Consider the following 19,502-nt stretch of genomic DNA (forward strand, 5'->3'; position numbering starts at 1 on the left):
CCGTCTGAAACCGCCATCGCCGGCAAGCCGGGCTCCTACAGGTGTGGGGCGTACGGGTTTCTTGTAGGCGCTGGCTTGCCAGCGATAAGGCCCGCAAGCACGCCGCTCCGTCTGAAACCGCCATCGCCGGCAAGCCGGCTCTTACAGGTGTGGGGCGTGCGGGTTTCTTGTAGGAGCTGGCTTGCCAGCGATAAGGCCCGCAAACCCGCCGCTCCATCTGAAACCGCCATCGCCGGCAAGCCGGTTCCTACAGGTTTGATACAGGGCATCGATTACTCGATGAAGGTGACCACGCCGCCAGCCAGGGATTTGACCCGGGCCAGGGATTCCACGCGGTAACCCTGGGCGTCCAGTTCGGCGCGGCCGCCCTGGAACGACTTCTCGATCACGATGCCCAGGCCCGCCACGGTGGCGCCAGCTTGCTTGATGATCGAGATCAGCGCCTGGGACGCCTTGCCATTGGCCAGGAAGTCGTCGATGACCAACACCCGGTCGCTGCTGGTCAGGTGCCGTGGGGAAATGGCCACGGTGCTTTCCACTTGCTTGGTGAAGGAGTACACGCTGGCCGACAGCAGGTTCTCGGTCAGGGTCAGGGACTGGTGCTTGCGGGCGAAGATCACCGGCACGCCCAGGTTCAGGCCGGTCATGATCGCCGGCGCAATGCCCGAGGCTTCGATGGTGACGATCTTGGTAACCCCGGAATCCTTGAACAGCGTGGCGAATTCGTCGCCGATCAGCTTCATCAACTGCGGGTCGATCTGATGGTTCAGAAAGGCATCGACCTTCAGGACTTGATCGGAAAGCACGATGCCTTCTTCGCGAATTTTCTTGTGCAGTGCTTCCACGGAACATCCTCAAGTAGCTATGGCCTCCTGTAGAAGCGGGCTTGCCCACGATGCGTTTGGCGGCCTTGGCGCCTCATCGCGGGTTTGCCCGCTCCCACAGGGGTGATTGTTTAAAAAGTAGTCAATTCTAGCGTTTTAACATGGCGCGTATATCTGCCAGCGCGGTGTTGCCGCGAACGGCTTTGACCTCGGTCGGCGTGTCGTCGGTGCCTTCCCACGCCAAATCGTCTGGCGGCAACTCATCGAGAAAGCGGCTGGGCGCGCAGTCGATGATTTCCCCGTACTGCTTGCGCTTGGCCGCAAAGGTAAAGGCCAGGGTCTGACGCGCACGGGTAATACCCACGTAAGCCAGGCGCCGTTCTTCCTCGATGGTGTCGGCTTCGATGCTGGAGCGGTGCGGGAGGATTTCCTCTTCCATGCCCATGATGAACACATAGGGGAACTCCAGTCCCTTGGACGCATGCAAGGTCATCATCTGCACGCCTTCGGCACCGTCTTCCTCTTCCTGCTGGCGCTCCAGCATGTCGCGCAGCACCAGCTTGCCGATCGCGTCTTCGACGGTCATCTCGCCGTCTTCGTCTTTTTCCAGGGTGTTCTTCAGCGCTTCGATCAGGAACCAGACGTTGCCCATGCGGTAATCCGCGGCCTTGTCGCTGGAGCTGTTGGTGCGCAGCCAGTTTTCATAGTCGATGTCCATGACCATGCTACGCAGGGCGCTGATCGGGTCTTCTCCGGCGCACTGCTCGCGCACCTTGTCCATAAAGCGCTTGAAGCGCGCCAGGCGATCGGTGAAGCGCGTATCGAGGTGTTCGCCCAGGCCGATTTCGTCGGTGGCGGCGTACATCGAAATCTTGCGCTCGGTGGCGTAGTTGCCGAGTTTTTCCAGGGTCGTGGAGCCGATTTCCCGGCGCGGCACGTTGATCACCCGGAGGAAGGCGTTGTCGTCGTCCGGGTTCACGATCAGGCGGAAGTAGGCCATCAGGTCTTTCACTTCCTGACGTCCGAAGAAGCTGTTGCCCCCCGATAGGCGATAGGGAATCTGATGATGCTGCAGCTTCAGCTCGATCAGCTTGGCCTGGTAGTTGCCGCGATAGAGGATCGCGAAATCGCTGTAGGGGCGGTCGGTGCGCAAGTGCAGGCTGAGGATTTCCATGGCCACGCGCTCGGCTTCGGCGTCTTCGTTGCGGCAGCGGATTACCCGGATCTCGTCACCGTGGCCCATCTCGCTCCACAGTTGTTTTTCGAATTCGTGGGGGTTGTTGGAAATCAGCACGTTGGCGCAGCGCAGGATGCGGCTGGTAGAGCGGTAGTTCTGCTCCAGCATCACCACTTTCAGGGACGGGTAGTCGACCTTGAGCAGCATCAGGTTTTCCGGCCGGGCACCGCGCCAGGCGTAGATCGACTGGTCGTCGTCGCCCACCACGGTGAACTGGTTGCGCTTGCCGATCAGCAACTTCACCAGCAGGTACTGGCTGGCGTTGGTGTCCTGGTATTCGTCCACCAGCAGGTAGCGCACCTTGTTCTGCCACTTTTCCAGGATGTCGGCGTGGTCCTGGAACAGCTTCACCGGCAGCAGGATCAGGTCGTCGAAGTCCACCGCGTTGAACGCCTTGAGCGTGCGCTGGTAGTGGGTGTAGACGATGGCGGCGGTCTGTTCCTTGGGGTTGCGCGCGGCTTCCAGGGCTTCGGCGGGCAGGATCAGGTCGTTTTTCCAGGCGCCGATCATGTTCTTGATCTCGTCGACGCCATCGTCGCCTGCATACTCCTTCTGCATGATGTCGGTCATCAAGGCCTTGACGTCGGTCTCGTCGAAGATCGAGAAGCCCGGCTTGTAGCCCAGCCGCACATGCTCCTTGCGGATGATGTTCAGGCCCAGATTGTGGAAGGTGCACACGGTCAGGCCACGGCCTTCTCCACCCTTGAGCAGGGTGCCGACCCGTTCCTTCATCTCCCGCGCGCCTTGTTGGTAAAGGTCATAGCGACGATGTACTGGGCGCGGATACCGCAGTTCTGGATCAGGTGGGCAATCTTGCGGGTAATCACGCTGGTCTTGCCGGAGCCAGCACCGGCGAGCACCAAAAGAGGGCCGCCGACATAGTTCACGGCTTCTTGCTGCCGGGGATTGAGTCGGGACATGACGGTCAGGGGAGTCGGTTACGAAATGGGCGGGCATTTTAACAGGCTGGGCGGATTCTGCTGCCTCTCTCCGACTTGTGACGCAAGACGCTATCTAAATTTGCCGGTTTTGATACTTTCCCGCAGGATGCGCGCTGAATATGCGTCTAATGTTCGAGTTAGAGCGTCGGAAGAAACTGCGTTTGATAATCAATATCATCTGTTATTGTTTATTCGCACCCCCACTAATGCCCACCGCCACCTTCTTTTGCAGAGTCTAGGGAGCTAGCTTGTCCAAGCCTGTCGAACCCTTGCGTTTGCTGCTACTGGCCGAAGAGCCAGCGTGGGCAGCGTTGTTGCGTGAGTGTCTCGCTCCATTGGGAGACTCGGTTGTACTGATCAGCGCCCCCACCTGGGATGCTGTCAGCCGTCTGTTCGATGACGACCGCAATGCGGTGTTGTTGAGCGTCCCCCACCTGCAACCGCAGCCGGGTCGTTGCAGCCTGCCCACCGTGTTGCTGCTGGATCAGGAGCCGACAGCGGCCCCTGTGGGTGCGAGCGACTGGCTGGTGCGCGATGTATTGAATGTGGATACCTTGCGCCGTTGCCTGCGCCATGTGCGCGAGCGCGGCGTGCTGGAAAACACCCTGCAGCGCCTGGCCGAACAGGACCCGTTGACCGGCATCGCCAACCGCCAGGGCTTCCAGACCCTGCTGGCAGCGCGCCTGGCGGAAAACGAGGGGCGCGGCCTGGCCCTGGGTCATCTGGACCTGGATAACTTTCGCCACGCCAACGATGCCCTCGGCCACCAGGCCGGCGACCGGCTGATCCTGCAAGTGGTGTCGCGGCTCAAGAGCCAGCTCGAGGCCGGCGACCAGTTGGCGCGGCTGGGCAGCGATGAGTTCGCCTTGCTGATCGACACCCGCCGAGCCCCGCAGCGGGCCGAGTGGATGGCCGAGCGCATCACCGAAGTCATGGCCGAGCCCTACTGGGTCGATGGCGAGAGCCTGTTGATTGGTTGCAGCCTGGGCGTGGCCCACGCCCGGGCCAATGCCGGTGCGGACCCGCTGATGTGGCACGCCCACATCGCCATGCAGCAAGCCAAAAGCACCCAGGGCTGCACCTTTCATATCTTCAACGAGCGCATCAACCGCAATGCCCGCAGTCTTGCCGACCTGGAAAGCGAACTGCGCCGGGCCCTGCGGCGGGACGAGTTGGAGTTGCATTACCAGCCGCGCCTGAACCTGCACGACGGGCAGATCGTCGGCCTCGAGGCCCTGGTGCGCTGGCGCCATGGCGAGCGGGGGCTGTTGCCGCCCAGCGAGTTCGTGCCACTGGCCGAGCAGAGCGGGTTGATCGTGCCCCTGGGCTACTGGGTGATCTCTCGTGCCCTGCGGGATATGCAAGCCCTGCGTGAGCGCGGCCTGCCGCCCCTGCACATGGCGGTCAACTTGTCGTTTCGCCAGTTCCAGGACAGCCAGTTGCTCTCCACCCTGAGCCGGCTGATTGCCGAGCGTGGGGTCGAGGCGCAGTGGCTGGAATTCGAACTGACCGAGACCGCCGTGATGCGTCGCAGTGACCTGGTGAAACAGACCATGGATGCGCTGGGACGCCTGGGCGTGCGCTTTTCCCTGGATGATTTCGGCACCGGCTTCTCGTCCTTCGTTCACCTCAACAGCCTGCCGATCGCCTTGCTCAAGGTCGACAAAAGCTTTGTCGGCGGCATGGAGCAACGCGAAGAGAACCGCAAACTGGTGCACGCAATGATCAACCTGGCCCACAACCTCAACCTGGAGGTGGTGGCCGAGGGCGTGGAAACCCCTGAGCAACTGGCGCTGCTGCGCGGCTTCGGGTGTGACCAGGCCCAGGGCTACCTGATCAGCAAACCCTTGCCCCTCGCCGAACTGGTGGATTACCTGACCTTCGGCGCCCAGCAGCAAACCGTTTTGGGTGCGGTCTAGACCGACAGGTCAGCCACGCCTTGAGCGTTGGCCCGGAGGGACTCGGGCTGGCGTTTGACCATGCGCTTCATCCGCCATTCGAAGGCCAGCGTCAGGCTGATGGCGGCACACGCCAGCCCCAGCGCTAACCCCCACCACACCCCCGTCGGTCCCCAACCCAGGGTGAACGCCATCAGCCATGCCGCCGGTGCGCCGATCAGCCAATAGCAACCCAGCCCTACCAGGAACGTGGTCTTGGCGTCTTTGAGCCCGCGAATCGCGCCCATGGCGATGGTCTGGGTGCCGTCGAACAGTTCGAACCAAGCCGCCACCGCCAGCAGGCTCACCGCCAGGTTGATCACGTCGCGGAACGCCGGATCGTCATGGTCGAGAAACAGCCCGATCAACTGCTGGGGCAACAGCCAGAACACCAGGGCGAAGCCGAGCATGGCCACGGCACCGAAGGCGATCCCCACACGCCCGGCCAGGCGCGCCGACAGTAATTGTCCGGCGCCGTAGTGCTGGCCGATGCGCATGGTGATGGCGTAGGAAATGCCGGCGGGCACCATAAACGCCACCGAGACGATCTGCAGGGCGATCTGGTGCGCGGCCAACTGGGTGCTGCCCATGGTGCCCATGCACAGGGCGGCGAAGGCGAAGAGCCCGACTTCCACCGCGTAGGTGCCGCCAATCGGCAGGCCCAGGCGCCACAGTTCCTTCAAGTACTGCCGGTTGAGGCGCAGCAGCCCCTGGCGCAGCGGGTAGGCGGCGTAGGCCGGGTGCCGGTGGATGTGCCAGGCCAGGGCCAGGGCCATGCAGTTGGCCACGACGGCGGTGACCAGGCCGATGCCCATCAGCCCCAGTTTCGGTAGGCCGAACATGCCGGTGATCAAGGCGTAGTTGAGCAGGAAGTTGGCCACGGTGCCCGCCAGGCTGATGACCATCACCGGCGTGGCGCGGCCAATGGCGCTGGTGAAGCCGCGCAAGGCCATAAAGCTCAGGTAGCCGGGCAGGGCGAAGGGCAGGATCAGCAGGAACTCGCCCGCGGCGACGACGTTGTCGGGCGTTTGGCCGAACAGCAGCAAGACCGGCTTGAGGTTCCACAGCAACAGCCCGGCCACCAGGGCCATCAGCCACGCCAGCCAGAGCCCGGCCTGGGTCAGGCGGGCCGCGCCCGGGATGTCCCCGGCGCCTTGGCGGATGGCAACCAGGGTGCCGACTGCGGCGATCACGCCGATGCAGAAAATCGATACGAAGGAGTAACTGGCCGCCCCCAGGCCGCCGCCGGCCAGGGCTTGCGGACTGAGCCGGGCCATCATCAGGGTGTCGGTGAGGACCATCAGCATGTGCGCCAACTGCGAGGCGATCAACGGCCCGGCCAGCCGCAGGATGGCCCCGAGTTCAATACGTGCTGGATGCTGCTTGGTCATCAGGCTCGGTAGCTCGAAGAGGGGGGAGAGCGCTGATTTTCGGCGCTCTCGGGCGGATGCACAAAGGGATAAAAACGATTGCTCACATGATTAAAACTCATGCAAAGCACTTTCTGGTAGGTTAGCCCTCTCGCGTTATCGGAGTGCCGTGATGTCCCGCCGTCTTCCCCCGCTCTACGCCTTGCGTGCCTTTGAGGCCGCGTCCCGACACAGCTCGTTCACCCGGGCGGCCGAGGAGTTGTCGATCACCCAGAGCGCGGTCAGCCGGCATATCCGCACCCTGGAGGAGCACTTCGCCTGCCGGCTGTTCCTGCGCAGCGGGCGCAACCTGCAACTCACCGAGGCCGCGCGCCTGCTGCTGCCGGGGATTCGCGAGGGCTTCGGCGCCCTGGAGCGCGCCTGCAATACCTTGCGCGCTGAAGATGACATCTTGCGCATGAAGGCCCCTTCGACCCTGACCATGCGTTGGTTGCTGGCGCGCCTGAGCCGCTTCCGCCACTTGCAGCCTGGCAATGAGGTGCAGTTGACCAGCGCCTGGATGGACGTGGACGCCGTGGACTTCAACCAAGAGCCGTTCGATTGCGCGGTGCTGCTGAGCAATGGTCATTTCCCCCCGGATTGGGAGGCCAGTTACCTGTTCCCGGAGTTACTGATCCCGGTGGGCGCACCGAACCTGCTCAACGATCAGCCCTGGGACGTGGAGCGCCTGGCCGCCACCGAGTTGTTGCACCCCACCCCCGACCGTCGCGACTGGCGCAGCTGGCTGGAGCGCATGGGGTTGTCCGAGCGGGTTTCCCTCAAGGGCGGGCAGGTGTTCGACACCCTAGAGCTGGGGATGATTGCCGCCGCGCGAGGGTACGGCGTGTCCATGGGGGATTTGCTCATGGTGGCCGAGGACGTGGCCCAGGGTCGCCTCAGCCTGCCTTGGCCCACCGCGGTGGCCAGCGGCGAGAATTATTACCTGGTTTGGCCGAAAACCCGGCCTGGAGGTGAACGTTTGCGCCGCCTCAGCGATTTTCTCCAGAACGAGGTAAAAGCCATGCAATTGCCCGTTGTAGAGCGGTTGGGCTGAATCGATGAAGCGTCCGTGTGCTCGGCGTTGCAAGATACCTGTCCAGATTGCTCAAGTATTCAAGCTTGCCGCCGAACTCTAGGGAAAGTGGAACCTCCGTTCTGGAAGGTTCGAGCCTTTCTTCCTACTAAAAAATGTTGCCGAGCCGATGACGCGATCAGGACGATCCGGTTGCTTGGCCAGGAGCCGTCATGCCTCAACCTCGTGCCCGGATCGCCTCGCAGCTGGGTCTTGCCCTTGCTGTGATACTGGCGGTCGTGATCAGCGGCAGCGCCCTGTTTGCCCTGCGCTCCCTGGATTCCGCCAACCTCGATACCCGGGAAGAACACCTGGCCAGTGAGGCCCGTTTGCTGGCCGACCAGCTCAACACCTTTCACGGCACCCTGCGCGAAAGCACCCAGCGCCTCAGCGGCCTGTTTGAAAAGCGTTTCAGCGGTGGCTTGAGCGTGCACCCGGATGAACCCGTGACTGTGGCCGGCACCCCGACCCCAGGGTTGCACTTGGGCAACGAAGTGTTGAACAACAACTTCAAGGAAGTTGACGAGTTCAAACAGATGACTGCCGGCGTGGCGACCCTGTTTGTGCGCAGCGGCGAGGACTTCATCCGGGTCAGCACTTCCCTGAGCAAGCAGGACGGCACCCGTGCCATCGGCACCTTGCTGGACCATGCCCACCCGGCTTATCAGAAACTCATGGCGGGCCAGAGTTATGTCGGCCGCGCCTTGCTGTTCGAACGGTCCTACATGACCCAGTACACACCGGTGCGCGACAGCAGCGGGCGAGTGATTGCGGTGCTGTTCGTGGGGTTCGACTATACCGACGCGCAAAACGCCCAGTTCGCCAACCTCAAGCGCTTCCGTATCGGTCACACCGGCTCTCTGGCGCTGCTGGACGAGCAAAAGAAATGGCTGGTGCCGCCCGCGGGCGTGCAGGACCTGGAACAGGCGCTGCCGACCATGCTTGAGCTGGCGCAGACGCCAGGCCAGGGCCGCTTCTGGAGCGACAAGTCCGAGGACTTCTACAGCCTTGCAGTGCCGTTCGAAGGCGGCCCGTGGTCGGTCGTGGCGAGCATGCCCAAGGCGGAAATCCGTGCCGTGACCTGGAGCGTCGGCATTCGCCTGGTCATTGGCAGCCTGTTGGCGATGTTGCTGGCAGTGGGGGCAACGGTCTGGCTGTTGCGCAGCAAGCTGGCGCCCCTGGGTGACCTGGTGCGCCAGGCCGAGGCGTTGGGCGCGGGAGACCTGAGCGTGCGCCTGAAAGTCGCCAGCCACGACGAGATCGGTCAGTTGGCCCGCAGCTTCAACCAGATGGGCGAAGCGCTGTCGACCATGGTCGAGCACATTCGCCAGGCGGCCCAGGACGTCAATGGTCGGGCCCAGGCGTTGTCCGGCTTGTCCGGCGGGGCCTACGAAGGCATGGAACAGCAGTCCGGGGAAATCACCAGCATGGCGGGCGCGGTCGAGGAGTTCAGCGCCACGTCGCTGAACATCGCCGACAACATGGGCAACACCGAGCGCCTGGCCCAGGAGAATGCGCAGCAAACCCGCATTGGCCGGACCTCCATGGAAGAGGCGTCGGCCTCCCTGGAACAGATCGCCGGGGCCCTGAACAGCACCGCGACGGTGATCAATACCCTGGGGCAACGTTCCCAGGAAATCGGCGGCATTGTCGGGGTGATTACCGCGATTGCCGACCAAACCAACCTGCTGGCCCTCAACGCCGCCATTGAAGCCGCCCGTGCCGGCGAGCAAGGTCGGGGTTTTGCGGTGGTGGCCGATGAGGTGCGCAACCTGGCCTCGCGGACCCGCGAGGCGACCGATGAAATCTCGCAGATGATCAACAGCATCCAGCAGGAAACTGGTAACGCCATCAGCACCATGGAGCAGGGCAAGCGGTTGATGCAGGAAGGCCTGTCGCGCAACGCCGACGTGGCTTCGGCGCTGGCACAGATCGACGAGCAAAGCCGTTCCGCGGGCCAGCAGTTCGCTGCCATCACCACGGCCACCCAGGAGCAGAGCAGCACCGCCACCTTGCTCAGCAGTAACCTGCAGAGCATCGCCCTGGCCAACAGCGAGCAGCGCGAAGTGGTGTCGAACCTGGCCGTCACCGCCAAAGAGCTGGAGAAGCTCGCGGCGGACCTGCGCCACGAAGTCGATCGCTTTCGCTGAGCACCCAGTCTGACCGTCCACCCCACGCCTGCACCGAGAGGGACAGGCGTCGGCGGTTCGGCGGTCAGCGCCTCCCCGTGTCGTGCTGGTCTTGGAGTGCTGTTCTTTTAGCTTGCTGAAACGTTTCATCAGCGCTATAAAAATTGCACAACTCCAAGAAAGGCACCCGTTCATGACTCCGCTCAAACTGCTTGTCACCCTTGGCGCCCTGAGCGCTGCTTCCCATGCCATGGCCTGGGACTACGTGCTGCTGGACAGCGACAAGGCCCCGCAAAACCTGCACATCACCAGCGAACAACTGGGGGTCAAGACCGCCCAGCCGTTCTCCGTGACCCTGCGCACCCTCCACGGCGGCCGCAGGAAGGGGTGAGCATTGTCGACATCGACAATGGCGCCATGAAGCTGTCTGTGGTCCCAACCCGGGGTATGAACGTGCTCCAGGCGTCGGTTGGCGATATCCGCCTGGGCTGGGATTCGCCGGTCAAGGAAGTGGTCAACCCGGCTTTTATCGAGCTCAACGGCCGGGGCGGCCTGGGTTGGCTGGAAGGTTTCAACGAACTGGTGACCCGTTGCGGTTACGAGTGGGTCGGCCACCCGGGCATGGACAACGGCGAGCTGCTGACCCTGCATGGTCGGGCGGCGAACATTCCGGCCAGCAAGGTCACCCTGCACATCGATGAAAAGCCGCCCTATGCCATCACCCTGCGCGGTGAGCTCAAGGAGCAGGCGTTCAAGAAGGTGGACTTCTCGGTGGCCACCGAACTGCTCACCGAGCCGGGCAGCGTCAGTTTCAGCCTCAACGACACCCTGACCAACAACGGCGACTACCCCAAGGAATACCAGGCGCTTTATCACAGTAACTTCAGCACCCCGTTCCTCGAACAAGGGGCGAAGTTTGCCGCGCCGGTGAAGCAGGTCTCGCCATTCAACGACAAGGCCAAGGCTGACCTGGGAGATTGGCAGACCTACCGCGGGCCGACCCGTGACTACGACGAAACCGTCTACAACGTGGTGCCGTACGCCGATGCCAAGGGTCAGACCCTGGCCGTGCTGCACAACAAGGCGGGCAGCCTGGGCGTGTCCCTGGGTTTCAACACCCAGCAGTTGCCGGTGTTCTCCCTGTGGAAAAACACCGACACCCAAGGCCAGGGCTACGTCACGGGGCTGGAGCCGGGCACCAGCTTTTCCTACAACCGCCGTTATCAGCGGCCGCTGAACCTGGTGCCGACCATTGGTGCCAAGGAGCAGCGCCAGTTCCAGATCCGCTACAGCCTGCTGGCGGACAAAGGGGCTGTGGATAAGGCACTCAGCCAAGTCAGCCAGATCCAGGATGGTCGTCAGACTGAAGTCCGTCCTACGCCTCTGGTCGACTTGACCCAGGAGTGATCGCCGCGCTCAAGAGCCCGGGCGGTATTGCAGGGCTTCGGCCAAGTGCTGGCGGCTGATCGCCTCGGCTTGCTCCAGGTCCGCCAGGGTTCGGGCGACCTTGAGCAAGCGATGGGCAGCACGCAGCGACAGGGCCAGGCGCTCGCAGGCGCTTTCCAGCCAGTGCTCGTCAGTGCGGGATAACCGGCAGTGGCACCTGAGTTGGTGCAGGTCGAGAAAGGCATTGGCGCAGCCCTGGCGTTGCAGTTGTGTGTTCCGTGCCCGGGCCACCTGGGCGGCGGCCTCGGCACTGTCGGCGCCGGGCCGGTCAGGTGGGTTGAGCGCAGTGGCTTCCCGGGCCACGGTCAGGTGCAGGTCGATGCGATCCAGCAGGGGCCCGGAAAGCTTGTTGCGATAACGCTGGACCTGTTCCGGGGTGCAGCGACAGCGCCCGCTGGGTTCACCCAGGTAGCCGCAAGGGCAGGGGTTCATCGCGGCCACCAATTGAAAGCGTGCAGGAAACTGCACCCGGTCGCGGGCGCGGGCAATGACAATCTGTCCCGATTCCATGGGCTCCCGTAAAACCTCCAGCACCTTACGATCGAACTCGGGCAACTCATCGAGAAACAGCACGCCGTTGTGGGCCAGGGTGATTTCACCGGGCTGGGGTTTTGAGGCAGTGTAGGCTTTCGAATTAGCTGCGAAAATGCCAGGCTAAAGACCTCGAATCACCGTTTCCGTCTACACAAATAGCTGCGAATAATTTTCGAATTTGATACGACAGGATTGGTAATGACTCGAAATAGCTGCGACCAGCCTAAACAAGTTCGCGCGATAAAGCCGACGCGCCGAAGCGTCTCAGGCTTTCTGCCCTTCCGAGGCACAGGTGGCGTGCCGTTCGAGTCGTTGCTCGAGCGTGATTTCCTCAAGCGGATGAGGTTTTCTCATCGGGTCGAGTCTGTGATCGCTCAGCCAGTCCGCGTCGATTTCATCGACTCGCTCGGGCGCGCACAGGTTTATACCCCTGACTTCCTAGTGCATTACCGTCAGCCTGAGGGTATCGACTACAAGGATTACTTCAAGCCGATGTTGGTCGAGGTTAAGCCAGCCTATGAGTGGCGGCAGCACTGGCGCGCCTGGCTCGGTAAATGGAAGGCCGCGCGCCGGTATGCGCGGGAGGAAGGCTGGACTTTCAGCATCTACGACGAGTCGCGCATCCGCGGACTCCCGCTCGAAAACATCACCTTCCTAGAGCGGTTCGAGCGCCTCGACTTTGACCGGGAAGACATCGAGATGGTCCTGAAAACGCTTCGAGAGATGGAGTTCGCACCTGTGCACTACCTGCTGGCTCGTCATTTCAAGGGCCTTTACCGCGATCGTGGTGTAGCGCTGTTGTGGCACCTGATCGCAACTGGCCGGGTGGAGTGTGATATCACCGAACCTTTGAACGAGTACCTTGAGCTTTGGTTGGCCACGCCATGAACATCTATGAAATCGACACGGATGAGCATTTGGTCCCGTTCGAACCGTCAAGGGAGCGCGTACGGGTCGAGATTGGGGAGATGGTCAGGCGCGACAAGCAGATTTTCAGGATCGTCCATTTGCTTGACCTTCAGACCATTGTTGGCGTGGAAGTGGAGAGCGGCCGAAGTTTTTCTCTTCGAATTTCCGAGCTGCAGCCTGTTGAGCTAGAGCGAGTCGAGGGGCTGTACGTCAACCACGATATCTCGACCATCAGCTCTGACGATTGGGCAGTAGCGCAGCAGCGGTTCTCTGCGATCAAGCCGCTGTTACGTGACTCGGTCCTGCCCAGGGGCTGCGTAGAGGAACGTGCCAAAGAGGTAGGCGTCGATACCGCCACGCTGTATCGGTGGCTTGACCGTTATCAAAGTTGGAACGAGGTGCTTGCGCTCGTTCCGCGCAAGCGCGGTTGGCAATCTGGCAACAGCCGGCTGAGCGCTCAGACGGACAAGCTCATCGATGACGTGATTGAGCAGCACTACCTGACGATTCAGCGAAGGACTGTCCAGTCGACCATTGCTGAAATCAGTAGGCAGGCCAAATCACTTGGAATCAGAGCCCCCAGCGCCTCTGCCATCAGGGCCCGGATCAAGCGTATTCCTGAGAAGATCTTTCTGCGCTCGCGCGGGTTCGCCGACCGGGCTCGGAACCGACACACACCTTCTGTAGGTAAATTCCCTGGTGCTGACTATCCCCTGGCGGTCATCCAGATTGACCATACCCCAATCGACTTGATCATTGTGGATGACCGACATCGCAAGCCGATCGGTCGTCTGTGGTTGACCCTGGCGATCGACGTGCATTCTCGAATGATCGCCGGCTACTACCTGGCTCTTGAGGATCCATCGGAGATCTCCGTGGGCATGTGTCTGGCGCACTCGATTCTGCCTAAAGAGAGGTGGCTGGACCTTCACAAGGTCGAGGGCGAGTGGCCAGTCTGGGGCTTCCCTCGCGTAGTACACACGGATAATGGACCTGACTTCCAGGCTGAGAACTTCCGTCGCTCATGTGCGAACTACAACATCGAGAACCAGTTCCGACCAGTGAAGCGGCCCAAGTACGGCGGTCATATCGAACGCCTGCTTGGCACTTTCATGCGGGAGTTGCATGAGCTGCCGGGCACCACCCACAGCAACATTCCTGATCGTGATGGTTACGATTCGGACAAGCATGCCGCCCTTACGATGAGTGAGTTTGAAGAGTGGCTGGTTCGCACCATCATTCTTTACCACAACCGGGTTCACTCAGTGCTCTTCATGAGCCCTGCGCGCAAATGGCATCTGGGTTTTTTCGGCAGTCTTGAAACCGATGCGTTGGTTAGCATCCCGCCGCGGCCGGCGGATTCGATGACTGTTCAGTTGGACTTCATGCCTTCGTACCGTCGAACCGTCCAGCACTATGGGGTTCAGTTGGACGTCTACTACTACTCGGAGGCTTTGCGGCATTGGATCGGTGCGAGTGACCCCGATACGGGCATGGCGCGGAAATTCGTTTTCAGGCGAGATCCTCGTGATATCAGCGTAATCTGGTTCTACGACCCTGTGCTCAAGCAGTATTTCAGGGTGCCGGTGGCTAATCAGGCCTTCCCTGCGGCGACTCTGTGGGAATTTCGGGCGGCAAAGAAACAGGCGGTCGATGAAGGACGCAAGCATGTCGACGAGGCGGTGATCGGCAGGCTGATTTTGGAGCGTCGCCAGATCGTAAACGAGGCCTCTGCCAGTACCAAGAAGGCACGTCGTGATGCCCAGAAGCACAAGGTACACAGCAAAAACACTACGCCGGCGCGGCCTGTCAAAGCGCCTGTGGAAGCGGCGCCTCCTATTCCAGCAGTCGAGGGGCTGTTGCTCGGCGACGATGTTGACCTCACCGGTGATATCCAATGACTGAGTACGCACACCTGCACGCCGACTTCAGACCTGTGCTGCAGCTATCCGCTCGAGAGCGCATTCGCTTCATGGGTGAGCCTCGATGGATTGGCTATAGGTCCGCCCACTACATCTTGGACACCCTTGAATGCTTATTGGACGCGCCCAAGCGGCCGCGGATGCCAAACTTGCTGGTCGTTGGCGATCCGAACAACGGCAAGACCACAATCGTCCGGCATTTCGAGAAGTTGCAGGGCCAGGGCTACGTCGACGAGAACGCTGAGCCAGTGCGGCCAATTATCCTGGCCGAGGCACCGCCATCCGCAGAGGAGAAGGACCTCTATATTGCTATCCTAGAGCGGTTGTGGATGCCGTACAAAACCACCGACTCCAAGGTCACGCTGAGGTTCCAGGTGATCCACGCGCTGCGTGAGCTCAAAGTGCGCATGCTGATCGTCGACGAGATTCACTCGTTGCTGACAGGCTCCGCCACGAAGCAGCGCGAGGTCATGAACGCTCTCAAAATGCTGTGCAACACCCTGGTGATCCCGATCGTCGGTGTAGGTACACCCGATGCAGTGCAGATCCTGCACCTTGATCCACAGCACGCCAGCAGGTTTGACGTGATCAAACTGGAGACCTGGAAGTTGAACCCGGACTTCCAACGCTTGCTGAAGGCGTTTGAAGCTGTGTTGCCACTCAAGCGGCCTTCGGAGATTTACAAGCCAGAGCTGGCCCAGTTGATCCATTCCATCTCAGGTGGCAACACAGGTGACCTCCACAGTCTGCTGATCGAGTGTGCAACGGAAGCAATCAACTCGGGTAAGGAATTTATCGACCGACAACTCATTGAGAGCAAGTCGTGGAAGCGCCCTACACGTGGCATCCGGGAGCGTGTTGTCTAAATCCACGCTGGCCGCTGACACCGCCGATCCTGCCTGATGAGCTGTTCTCCTCTTGGCTAGTGAGAACAGCTCATGCTCACGGGTGTTCCCCCAACACATTGACGAGCGCCGTCTGGCCAAGAGCCCGTGCGTGGGCCTGTGATGTTGACCGGCAACTCTCTGAGGCCAGGATTGATGCGCTGGCAAGGGTAACTGGCTTTAGCGCACAAGCCTTAGCAGCGAGCACGCTATGGCAGCCTACGAGAGTGCTTCACCCAAACCCGATGATGAGACGGATGGGAAATCAGCCTTGGGTTTTGCCGCTGGGGAGTCGTAATCAATCACATGCAGGTGGGCTGTTGTGCTGTCCCCTCTGCATCTGCGGACCGGTTCCTCATTATTTGCTGCAGCACAGGCTTGCTTGGCATACGGCCTGCCCCAGGCATCGAGTGCTGCTGGTTGATCGCTGTCCCACCTGCATGTCTGCCCTCCAGCCAGCCCGTCTTCGTTTTGATACCCCCCTCCATTTATGCCATCACTGTGGTCAATCGTTCGGTAAGCACCCGACTGAGCCAATGGTTATATCTGCGCTCTCCTTTCAGGCGTTTGCGGATGCGGCCAGCCGATCACCAGCGCAGTTCGGACAAGCGTCTGTCAGCTTTTCTGATTGGATGAACATCGCTAGGGTAATGGTCAGCTTCCTCGAATATGCGATACGTCATCCGTCCGATTCTACACGGCGTTTTTGCCAAACCATGGGCGCAGATACCGGGTCATTGGAGCCTTCAGCACTGGGGCTACCTTTCGAATTTCTGGCACCTGCCGAGCGCGCAGGGCTGTTGGGTCAGGCTTGGGTGATAATGCAGGCCGGCCCAGAGCGGTTTATGGAAGCTGCGGCGGAAGCCCGCCTTCCTGTTTCTGCTTTCCCGCTGTCGGCAGTTGGGGGGCCCGAGCTTCTCCTTCAGATGGTCTCGGTACTCGTTCGACACAGTCATCACAGCCCCGGCCGGCTCCCCCATAGACAGTCCCGCACGCCACTCGAAGTGTGGCGTATGTGGCACCGGTTGCAGAGAAGGACGCGTAGAAGTGGTATCTCCTGACTCACTCACCCGCTCTTGTTGCCATGAGTGCGGCCGTGAAATGGCAAAAGCCAAGAAGGTCTATGCGGGCAATCGGTACTGTGAGACGTGCTATCCAAGACTATTCAAACGGCGCATGTGCCGAGGCTGCGGTAATCTTGCGCGCCTGCCCATCTTTGACCCGACCGCCGATTGCACTGTCTGTGAATGCGCCGGGCCCTGCGTGCGCTGCGGCAAGGTTGAGTTCGTAACCGCTCTGCGCGTTCAGTCTGGGCCGGTATGCAAGAGTTGCGTACCCTATTTTCGCGACATAGGGTTGTGCGAAAAATGCGGCAAAGTCACGCAGCGTCTGGCTCGCAGCAAGACCACCGGTCTACGTTGCTGCCCTGCGTGCAGAGGCTCTGCCAAGGCTACATGTCCGAGTTGCCGGCGTCATCGAGTTCTGATTTCTGGGGCCGACGGCGTGTCGCGTTGTCAGCCATGCACCATGAAACCCGCACAACCCTGTGATTTCTGCGGTGCGCTCACGCCGGCGGGGCGCGGTAAGGAGTGTGAGCGGTGTTACTGGCTTAAGAACTTCCAGCGCCGATTGGCGATCAACAGCAAAGGCTTTAGCGCTGACGAAATAGCCACGGTATTTACCCTGTTCGGTCAGTGGCTGCTTGAAAGATCCGGTGCACATAAAGCGGCGCTGAGCATCAACGATCACTACCAGTTCTTCCATCAACTCGATGTCACCTGGCGTTCAGTACCGTCTTACCAGGAGCTCCTTGCGCATTTCGGTGCTGCCGGGCTGCGCAAGGCTGAAAACCCTATGCGCTGGCTGACAGAAACGGGAGCGGTGACCGTCTGTGCGCAGTTGAAAGATCAGCTCACGGAACAGCGCCGCCTTGAAGCGATTCTGGCTGAGCCTGGCGATGGTTGGTCAGCCCAGCTGCTGTCCGGGTACGTCACTGCACTCAAAGCGAGGATGGAACGAGGAGGTACCGATTTGCGCTCAATCAGGCTGGCTGCGCGTACTGCAGCCAACCTACTCAAAAGCGCTCGGCTGAAGGGGCGCACGCTGCCGACACAGAAAAACATTGAATCGTTCTGGAAAAAATCACCCGGCCAGGTTGCGGCAATCACGGGATTCATCAACTACATCAACAAATGCCATGACCTGCAGCTGCAGGCGAAGCCTGACGAACGCCTGCTGCACCAGGCCAAGCGACAGAAGGCAGAGCGCGAGCTCGTGGCGCTGTTGAGTGAGACTGGGGACGCGGAATTCGAAAGGCGGTGGATCGTGAAAGGGCTCGCTTACTTTCATGGCGTGATGAGGGCGAGCTGCAAAAAACTGGTTTACCAGCCCCAGGACTATCGGGGCGTCGCCGGCTACAACATCACCTATGGAGACAAGGTGCTTTGGGTGCCTTCAGCCGGAAGTTATCAGCACGGCGACTACTCTGCCTGAGCTATTTAAGCTCTACGCCAACGTCCTTGAACGCGTTGATCAACCTGCTGCGATAGAGCACCTTGGCGTCATTGCGATGATGTTTAAAGATCTTTGAGCCCGGTGGAAAGAACGACTCCATATGTTTGAACCTCCCCACCACGAATCGAACTTTCGAGCACAACTTTCGAACGAATTCGTCGAACTCTTCGGTGCTGGCGACGTGGGATTTCATGAGCACGCCTGCGTACGCTGGTTTTTCAGGCTTGTCAGGCTGAATCTCGAAGCAAAAGTAATTCTCCCCATCAACCTGGATACGTAGCACCATCAAGCCTCTGCGTGTGCCAGTGGCCCGATCCAGGTATACCCACCAGCGACCGGCTTTATCATCGCTGGGCCACTCAACAGGGGGCTGCAGCAAAATAGCCTTTGGCAGCCCCTGATCACGGAATTTGCTAGGTGTATACCAATTCACTTGGGTTACCCGATCAGGGTTATCCGCCATGATCGACTTGAAGGCGTTCCAGATGTCCATGAGGAAGCCACGCGATTCCAGCTCTCCCTCGGCAGCATGTTCTAGCTTTCCGATGTTCTTGCCCGCGCCGGTGCCCTGTCCAGAGGAATGCGACGTCGCTTCTTCTGGGCGAGGCCCGAGGCGTCCGCGATCGGTTTGGATGACCTCTTTCTTTTTTTGAACCTTGCGCTTTGCTCCGAGGATCTCGAAGGGTGGCGTTTTAACGATGACAGTTTCGGAATGGCCGTCCGGTTCGGCGTGTGAGTGCTCGCTGAGAAACTCTTCTGCTTCGGCGGTGCGGACAGGTCTTGGGAGGACAAGTCGGCCACCCTCTTGACCCTCACTGCTGTCAAATCTTTTGGTCTGCCACTCGATTTCGTCCCCGTCCGGCTGGTTCGTGCCTACGAGATCCAAGCAGAGGAAAGTTTTACCATCATTGATCCACTTGCCGAAGCACTTGATTTTACCTTTGCCCTGAAACCATGGAGTCGCCTTGAGAAAAATCTTCTCGGAAGGATCTCTTGAAATGAATTGTGCGTTGATGTGTTTGATACACCTGGCCGTGTGGTCGTCGTACAGCAAGTGGGCGAGAAAAACTGCGTCAAAATTGCGCATGTACCGTGCGGGCTTTACCAGCCAGCGGAGTTCGTCGCGCCGGGGGGCATCGAAAAGCACTGACATCATGTCTGACCATTTTAGGGTAGCTACGGCGCGGCAAACCTCCATGTTTCTCGCGTAGGCGCGCACGAAGTACTCAGTGCAGGGGATCAACAGGTGCTCGTCGGAGCCGAGCTTGAATTCGAGAAGTTGGCCGTGGTCCTGCGGATATTTGAGTTCATACTCGCTGTTGTGAAAGACGTGAGCTCTATCTTGCTTGAGCAGGTCCCCTCTTGAGGTGAGTGACCAGCCGCCTTCTCCGAAATCGACATCGAAAACACCCTTGTCCAAGCGAGTGTTGGAGATACATTTCCCTTCGCGCCAGATGGTACCGATTCGGTAGTGGGGCAAGCTGCTGAGGGGAACTAGTACAGGGGTGAAGGGCCCTGGTTCGTCCTCGTAGAGCCGTCTGAAGTAGATCTTGGCCAGGGGGATGGATCGGGGCCTGGTATTTTGCTGTATGGGGCCGTACCACCACACGATGTAGTCCCCTTTAAGCCGCATCACCTGGCTATCGGGATGTCGCAAATTAGGACGTCGGTACGAAAAATCAATGCGTTCAACCGTAGCAGCCAAGCCAAGCTCCTTTTCATTTTAGATCGCCATCTATTTGAG

General features: G+C 60.3%; 12 protein-coding genes and 2 pseudogenes. 9 read left to right on the forward strand and 5 right to left on the reverse strand.

Annotated features, from left to right (window positions below; all coding sequences use genetic code 11):
• Window positions 1–272: 272 nt before the first annotated feature.
• Both M1B35_RS17490 and rep read right to left on the reverse strand, forming a co-directional pair.
• Window positions 273–845: a xanthine phosphoribosyltransferase gene (locus tag M1B35_RS17490; protein WP_123327812.1), complete on the reverse strand. Its 573-nt coding sequence runs from the start codon at window positions 843–845 to the stop codon at window positions 273–275.
• Window positions 846–972: 127 nt separating this feature from the next.
• Window positions 973–2,981: pseudogene (gene rep / locus M1B35_RS17495) on the reverse strand (DNA helicase Rep).
• A gap of 269 nt (window positions 2,982–3,250) precedes the next feature.
• On the opposite strand from rep, the gene M1B35_RS17500 reads away from it, so the two are divergent.
• Window positions 3,251–4,921 (forward strand): putative bifunctional diguanylate cyclase/phosphodiesterase, encoded by a 1,671-nt coding sequence (locus M1B35_RS17500; protein ID WP_268262625.1) that lies wholly within the window; start codon window positions 3,251–3,253, stop codon window positions 4,919–4,921.
• Here the strand turns inward: M1B35_RS17500 and M1B35_RS17505 are convergent.
• Entirely contained in the window at window positions 4,918–6,330 is a 1,413-nt protein-coding gene (locus M1B35_RS17505; protein WP_268262626.1) for a NorM family multidrug efflux MATE transporter, read from the reverse strand. The genes M1B35_RS17500 and M1B35_RS17505 overlap by 4 nt on opposite strands.
• Before the next feature lie 151 nt (window positions 6,331–6,481).
• On the opposite strand from M1B35_RS17505, the gene M1B35_RS17510 reads away from it, so the two are divergent.
• The 3 genes and pseudogenes from M1B35_RS17510 to M1B35_RS17520 all read left to right on the forward strand — a co-directional run bounded on the left by M1B35_RS17510 (window position 6,482) and on the right by M1B35_RS17520 (window position 10,956).
• A complete protein-coding gene (locus M1B35_RS17510) occupies window positions 6,482–7,402 on the forward strand; it encodes a LysR substrate-binding domain-containing protein (RefSeq protein ID WP_123327808.1) in 921 nt (306 codons plus the stop codon).
• A 191-nt stretch (window positions 7,403–7,593) separates the two neighbouring features.
• Window positions 7,594–9,570: a methyl-accepting chemotaxis protein gene (locus M1B35_RS17515; RefSeq protein ID WP_123327807.1), complete on the forward strand. Its 1,977-nt coding sequence runs from the start codon at window positions 7,594–7,596 to the stop codon at window positions 9,568–9,570.
• 172 nt (window positions 9,571–9,742) lie between these two features.
• A pseudogene (locus tag M1B35_RS17520) lies at window positions 9,743–10,956 on the forward strand (aldose 1-epimerase family protein).
• Window positions 10,957–10,965: 9 nt separating this feature from the next.
• Here M1B35_RS17520 and M1B35_RS17525 read toward each other — a convergent pair.
• Window positions 10,966–11,643, reverse strand: a complete 678-nt coding sequence (locus tag M1B35_RS17525) for an ATP-binding protein (RefSeq protein WP_268262739.1) — start codon at window positions 11,641–11,643, stop codon at window positions 10,966–10,968.
• Window positions 11,644–11,868: 225 nt separating this feature from the next.
• Here M1B35_RS17525 and M1B35_RS17530 point away from each other — a divergent pair, with 225 nt between their 5' ends.
• The 5 genes from M1B35_RS17530 to M1B35_RS17545 all read left to right on the forward strand — a co-directional run bounded on the left by M1B35_RS17530 (window position 11,869) and on the right by M1B35_RS17545 (window position 17,737).
• Window positions 11,869–12,417 carry a TnsA endonuclease N-terminal domain-containing protein gene (locus M1B35_RS17530; RefSeq protein ID WP_341870152.1) on the forward strand — a complete coding sequence of 183 codons (549 nt, stop codon included), beginning with the start codon at window positions 11,869–11,871 and terminating at the stop codon, window positions 12,415–12,417.
• Complete coding sequence (locus M1B35_RS17535) at window positions 12,414–14,339, forward strand: Mu transposase C-terminal domain-containing protein (RefSeq protein ID WP_268262628.1); 1,926 nt, start codon at window positions 12,414–12,416, stop codon at window positions 14,337–14,339. Before M1B35_RS17530 ends, M1B35_RS17535 begins: the two co-directional genes overlap by 4 nt.
• Window positions 14,336–15,226 carry a TniB family NTP-binding protein gene (locus M1B35_RS17540; protein ID WP_268262629.1) on the forward strand — a complete coding sequence of 297 codons (891 nt, stop codon included), beginning with the start codon at window positions 14,336–14,338 and terminating at the stop codon, window positions 15,224–15,226. The genes M1B35_RS17535 and M1B35_RS17540 overlap by 4 nt, the downstream gene beginning before the upstream one ends.
• Window positions 15,184–16,305 carry a TniQ family protein gene (locus M1B35_RS32295; RefSeq protein WP_425273422.1) on the forward strand — a complete coding sequence of 374 codons (1,122 nt, stop codon included), beginning with the start codon at window positions 15,184–15,186 and terminating at the stop codon, window positions 16,303–16,305. The genes M1B35_RS17540 and M1B35_RS32295 overlap by 43 nt, the downstream gene beginning before the upstream one ends.
• A 466-nt stretch (window positions 16,306–16,771) precedes the next feature.
• Entirely contained in the window at window positions 16,772–17,737 is a 966-nt protein-coding gene (locus M1B35_RS17545) for a hypothetical protein (protein WP_268262630.1), read from the forward strand.
• A 1-nt stretch (window position 17,738) separates the two neighbouring features.
• Here M1B35_RS17545 and M1B35_RS17550 read toward each other — a convergent pair whose 3' ends face one another.
• The gene (locus M1B35_RS17550) at window positions 17,739–19,463 is read right to left on the reverse strand and encodes a hypothetical protein (RefSeq protein WP_268262631.1); all 1,725 of its coding nucleotides are present in this window, start codon (window positions 19,461–19,463) and stop codon (window positions 17,739–17,741) included.
• Window positions 19,464–19,502 lie beyond the last annotated feature (39 nt).

The sequence above is a fragment of the Pseudomonas morbosilactucae genome (assembly GCF_023241665.1).
GTDB classification, from domain to species: domain Bacteria; phylum Pseudomonadota; class Gammaproteobacteria; order Pseudomonadales; family Pseudomonadaceae; genus Aquipseudomonas; species Aquipseudomonas morbosilactucae.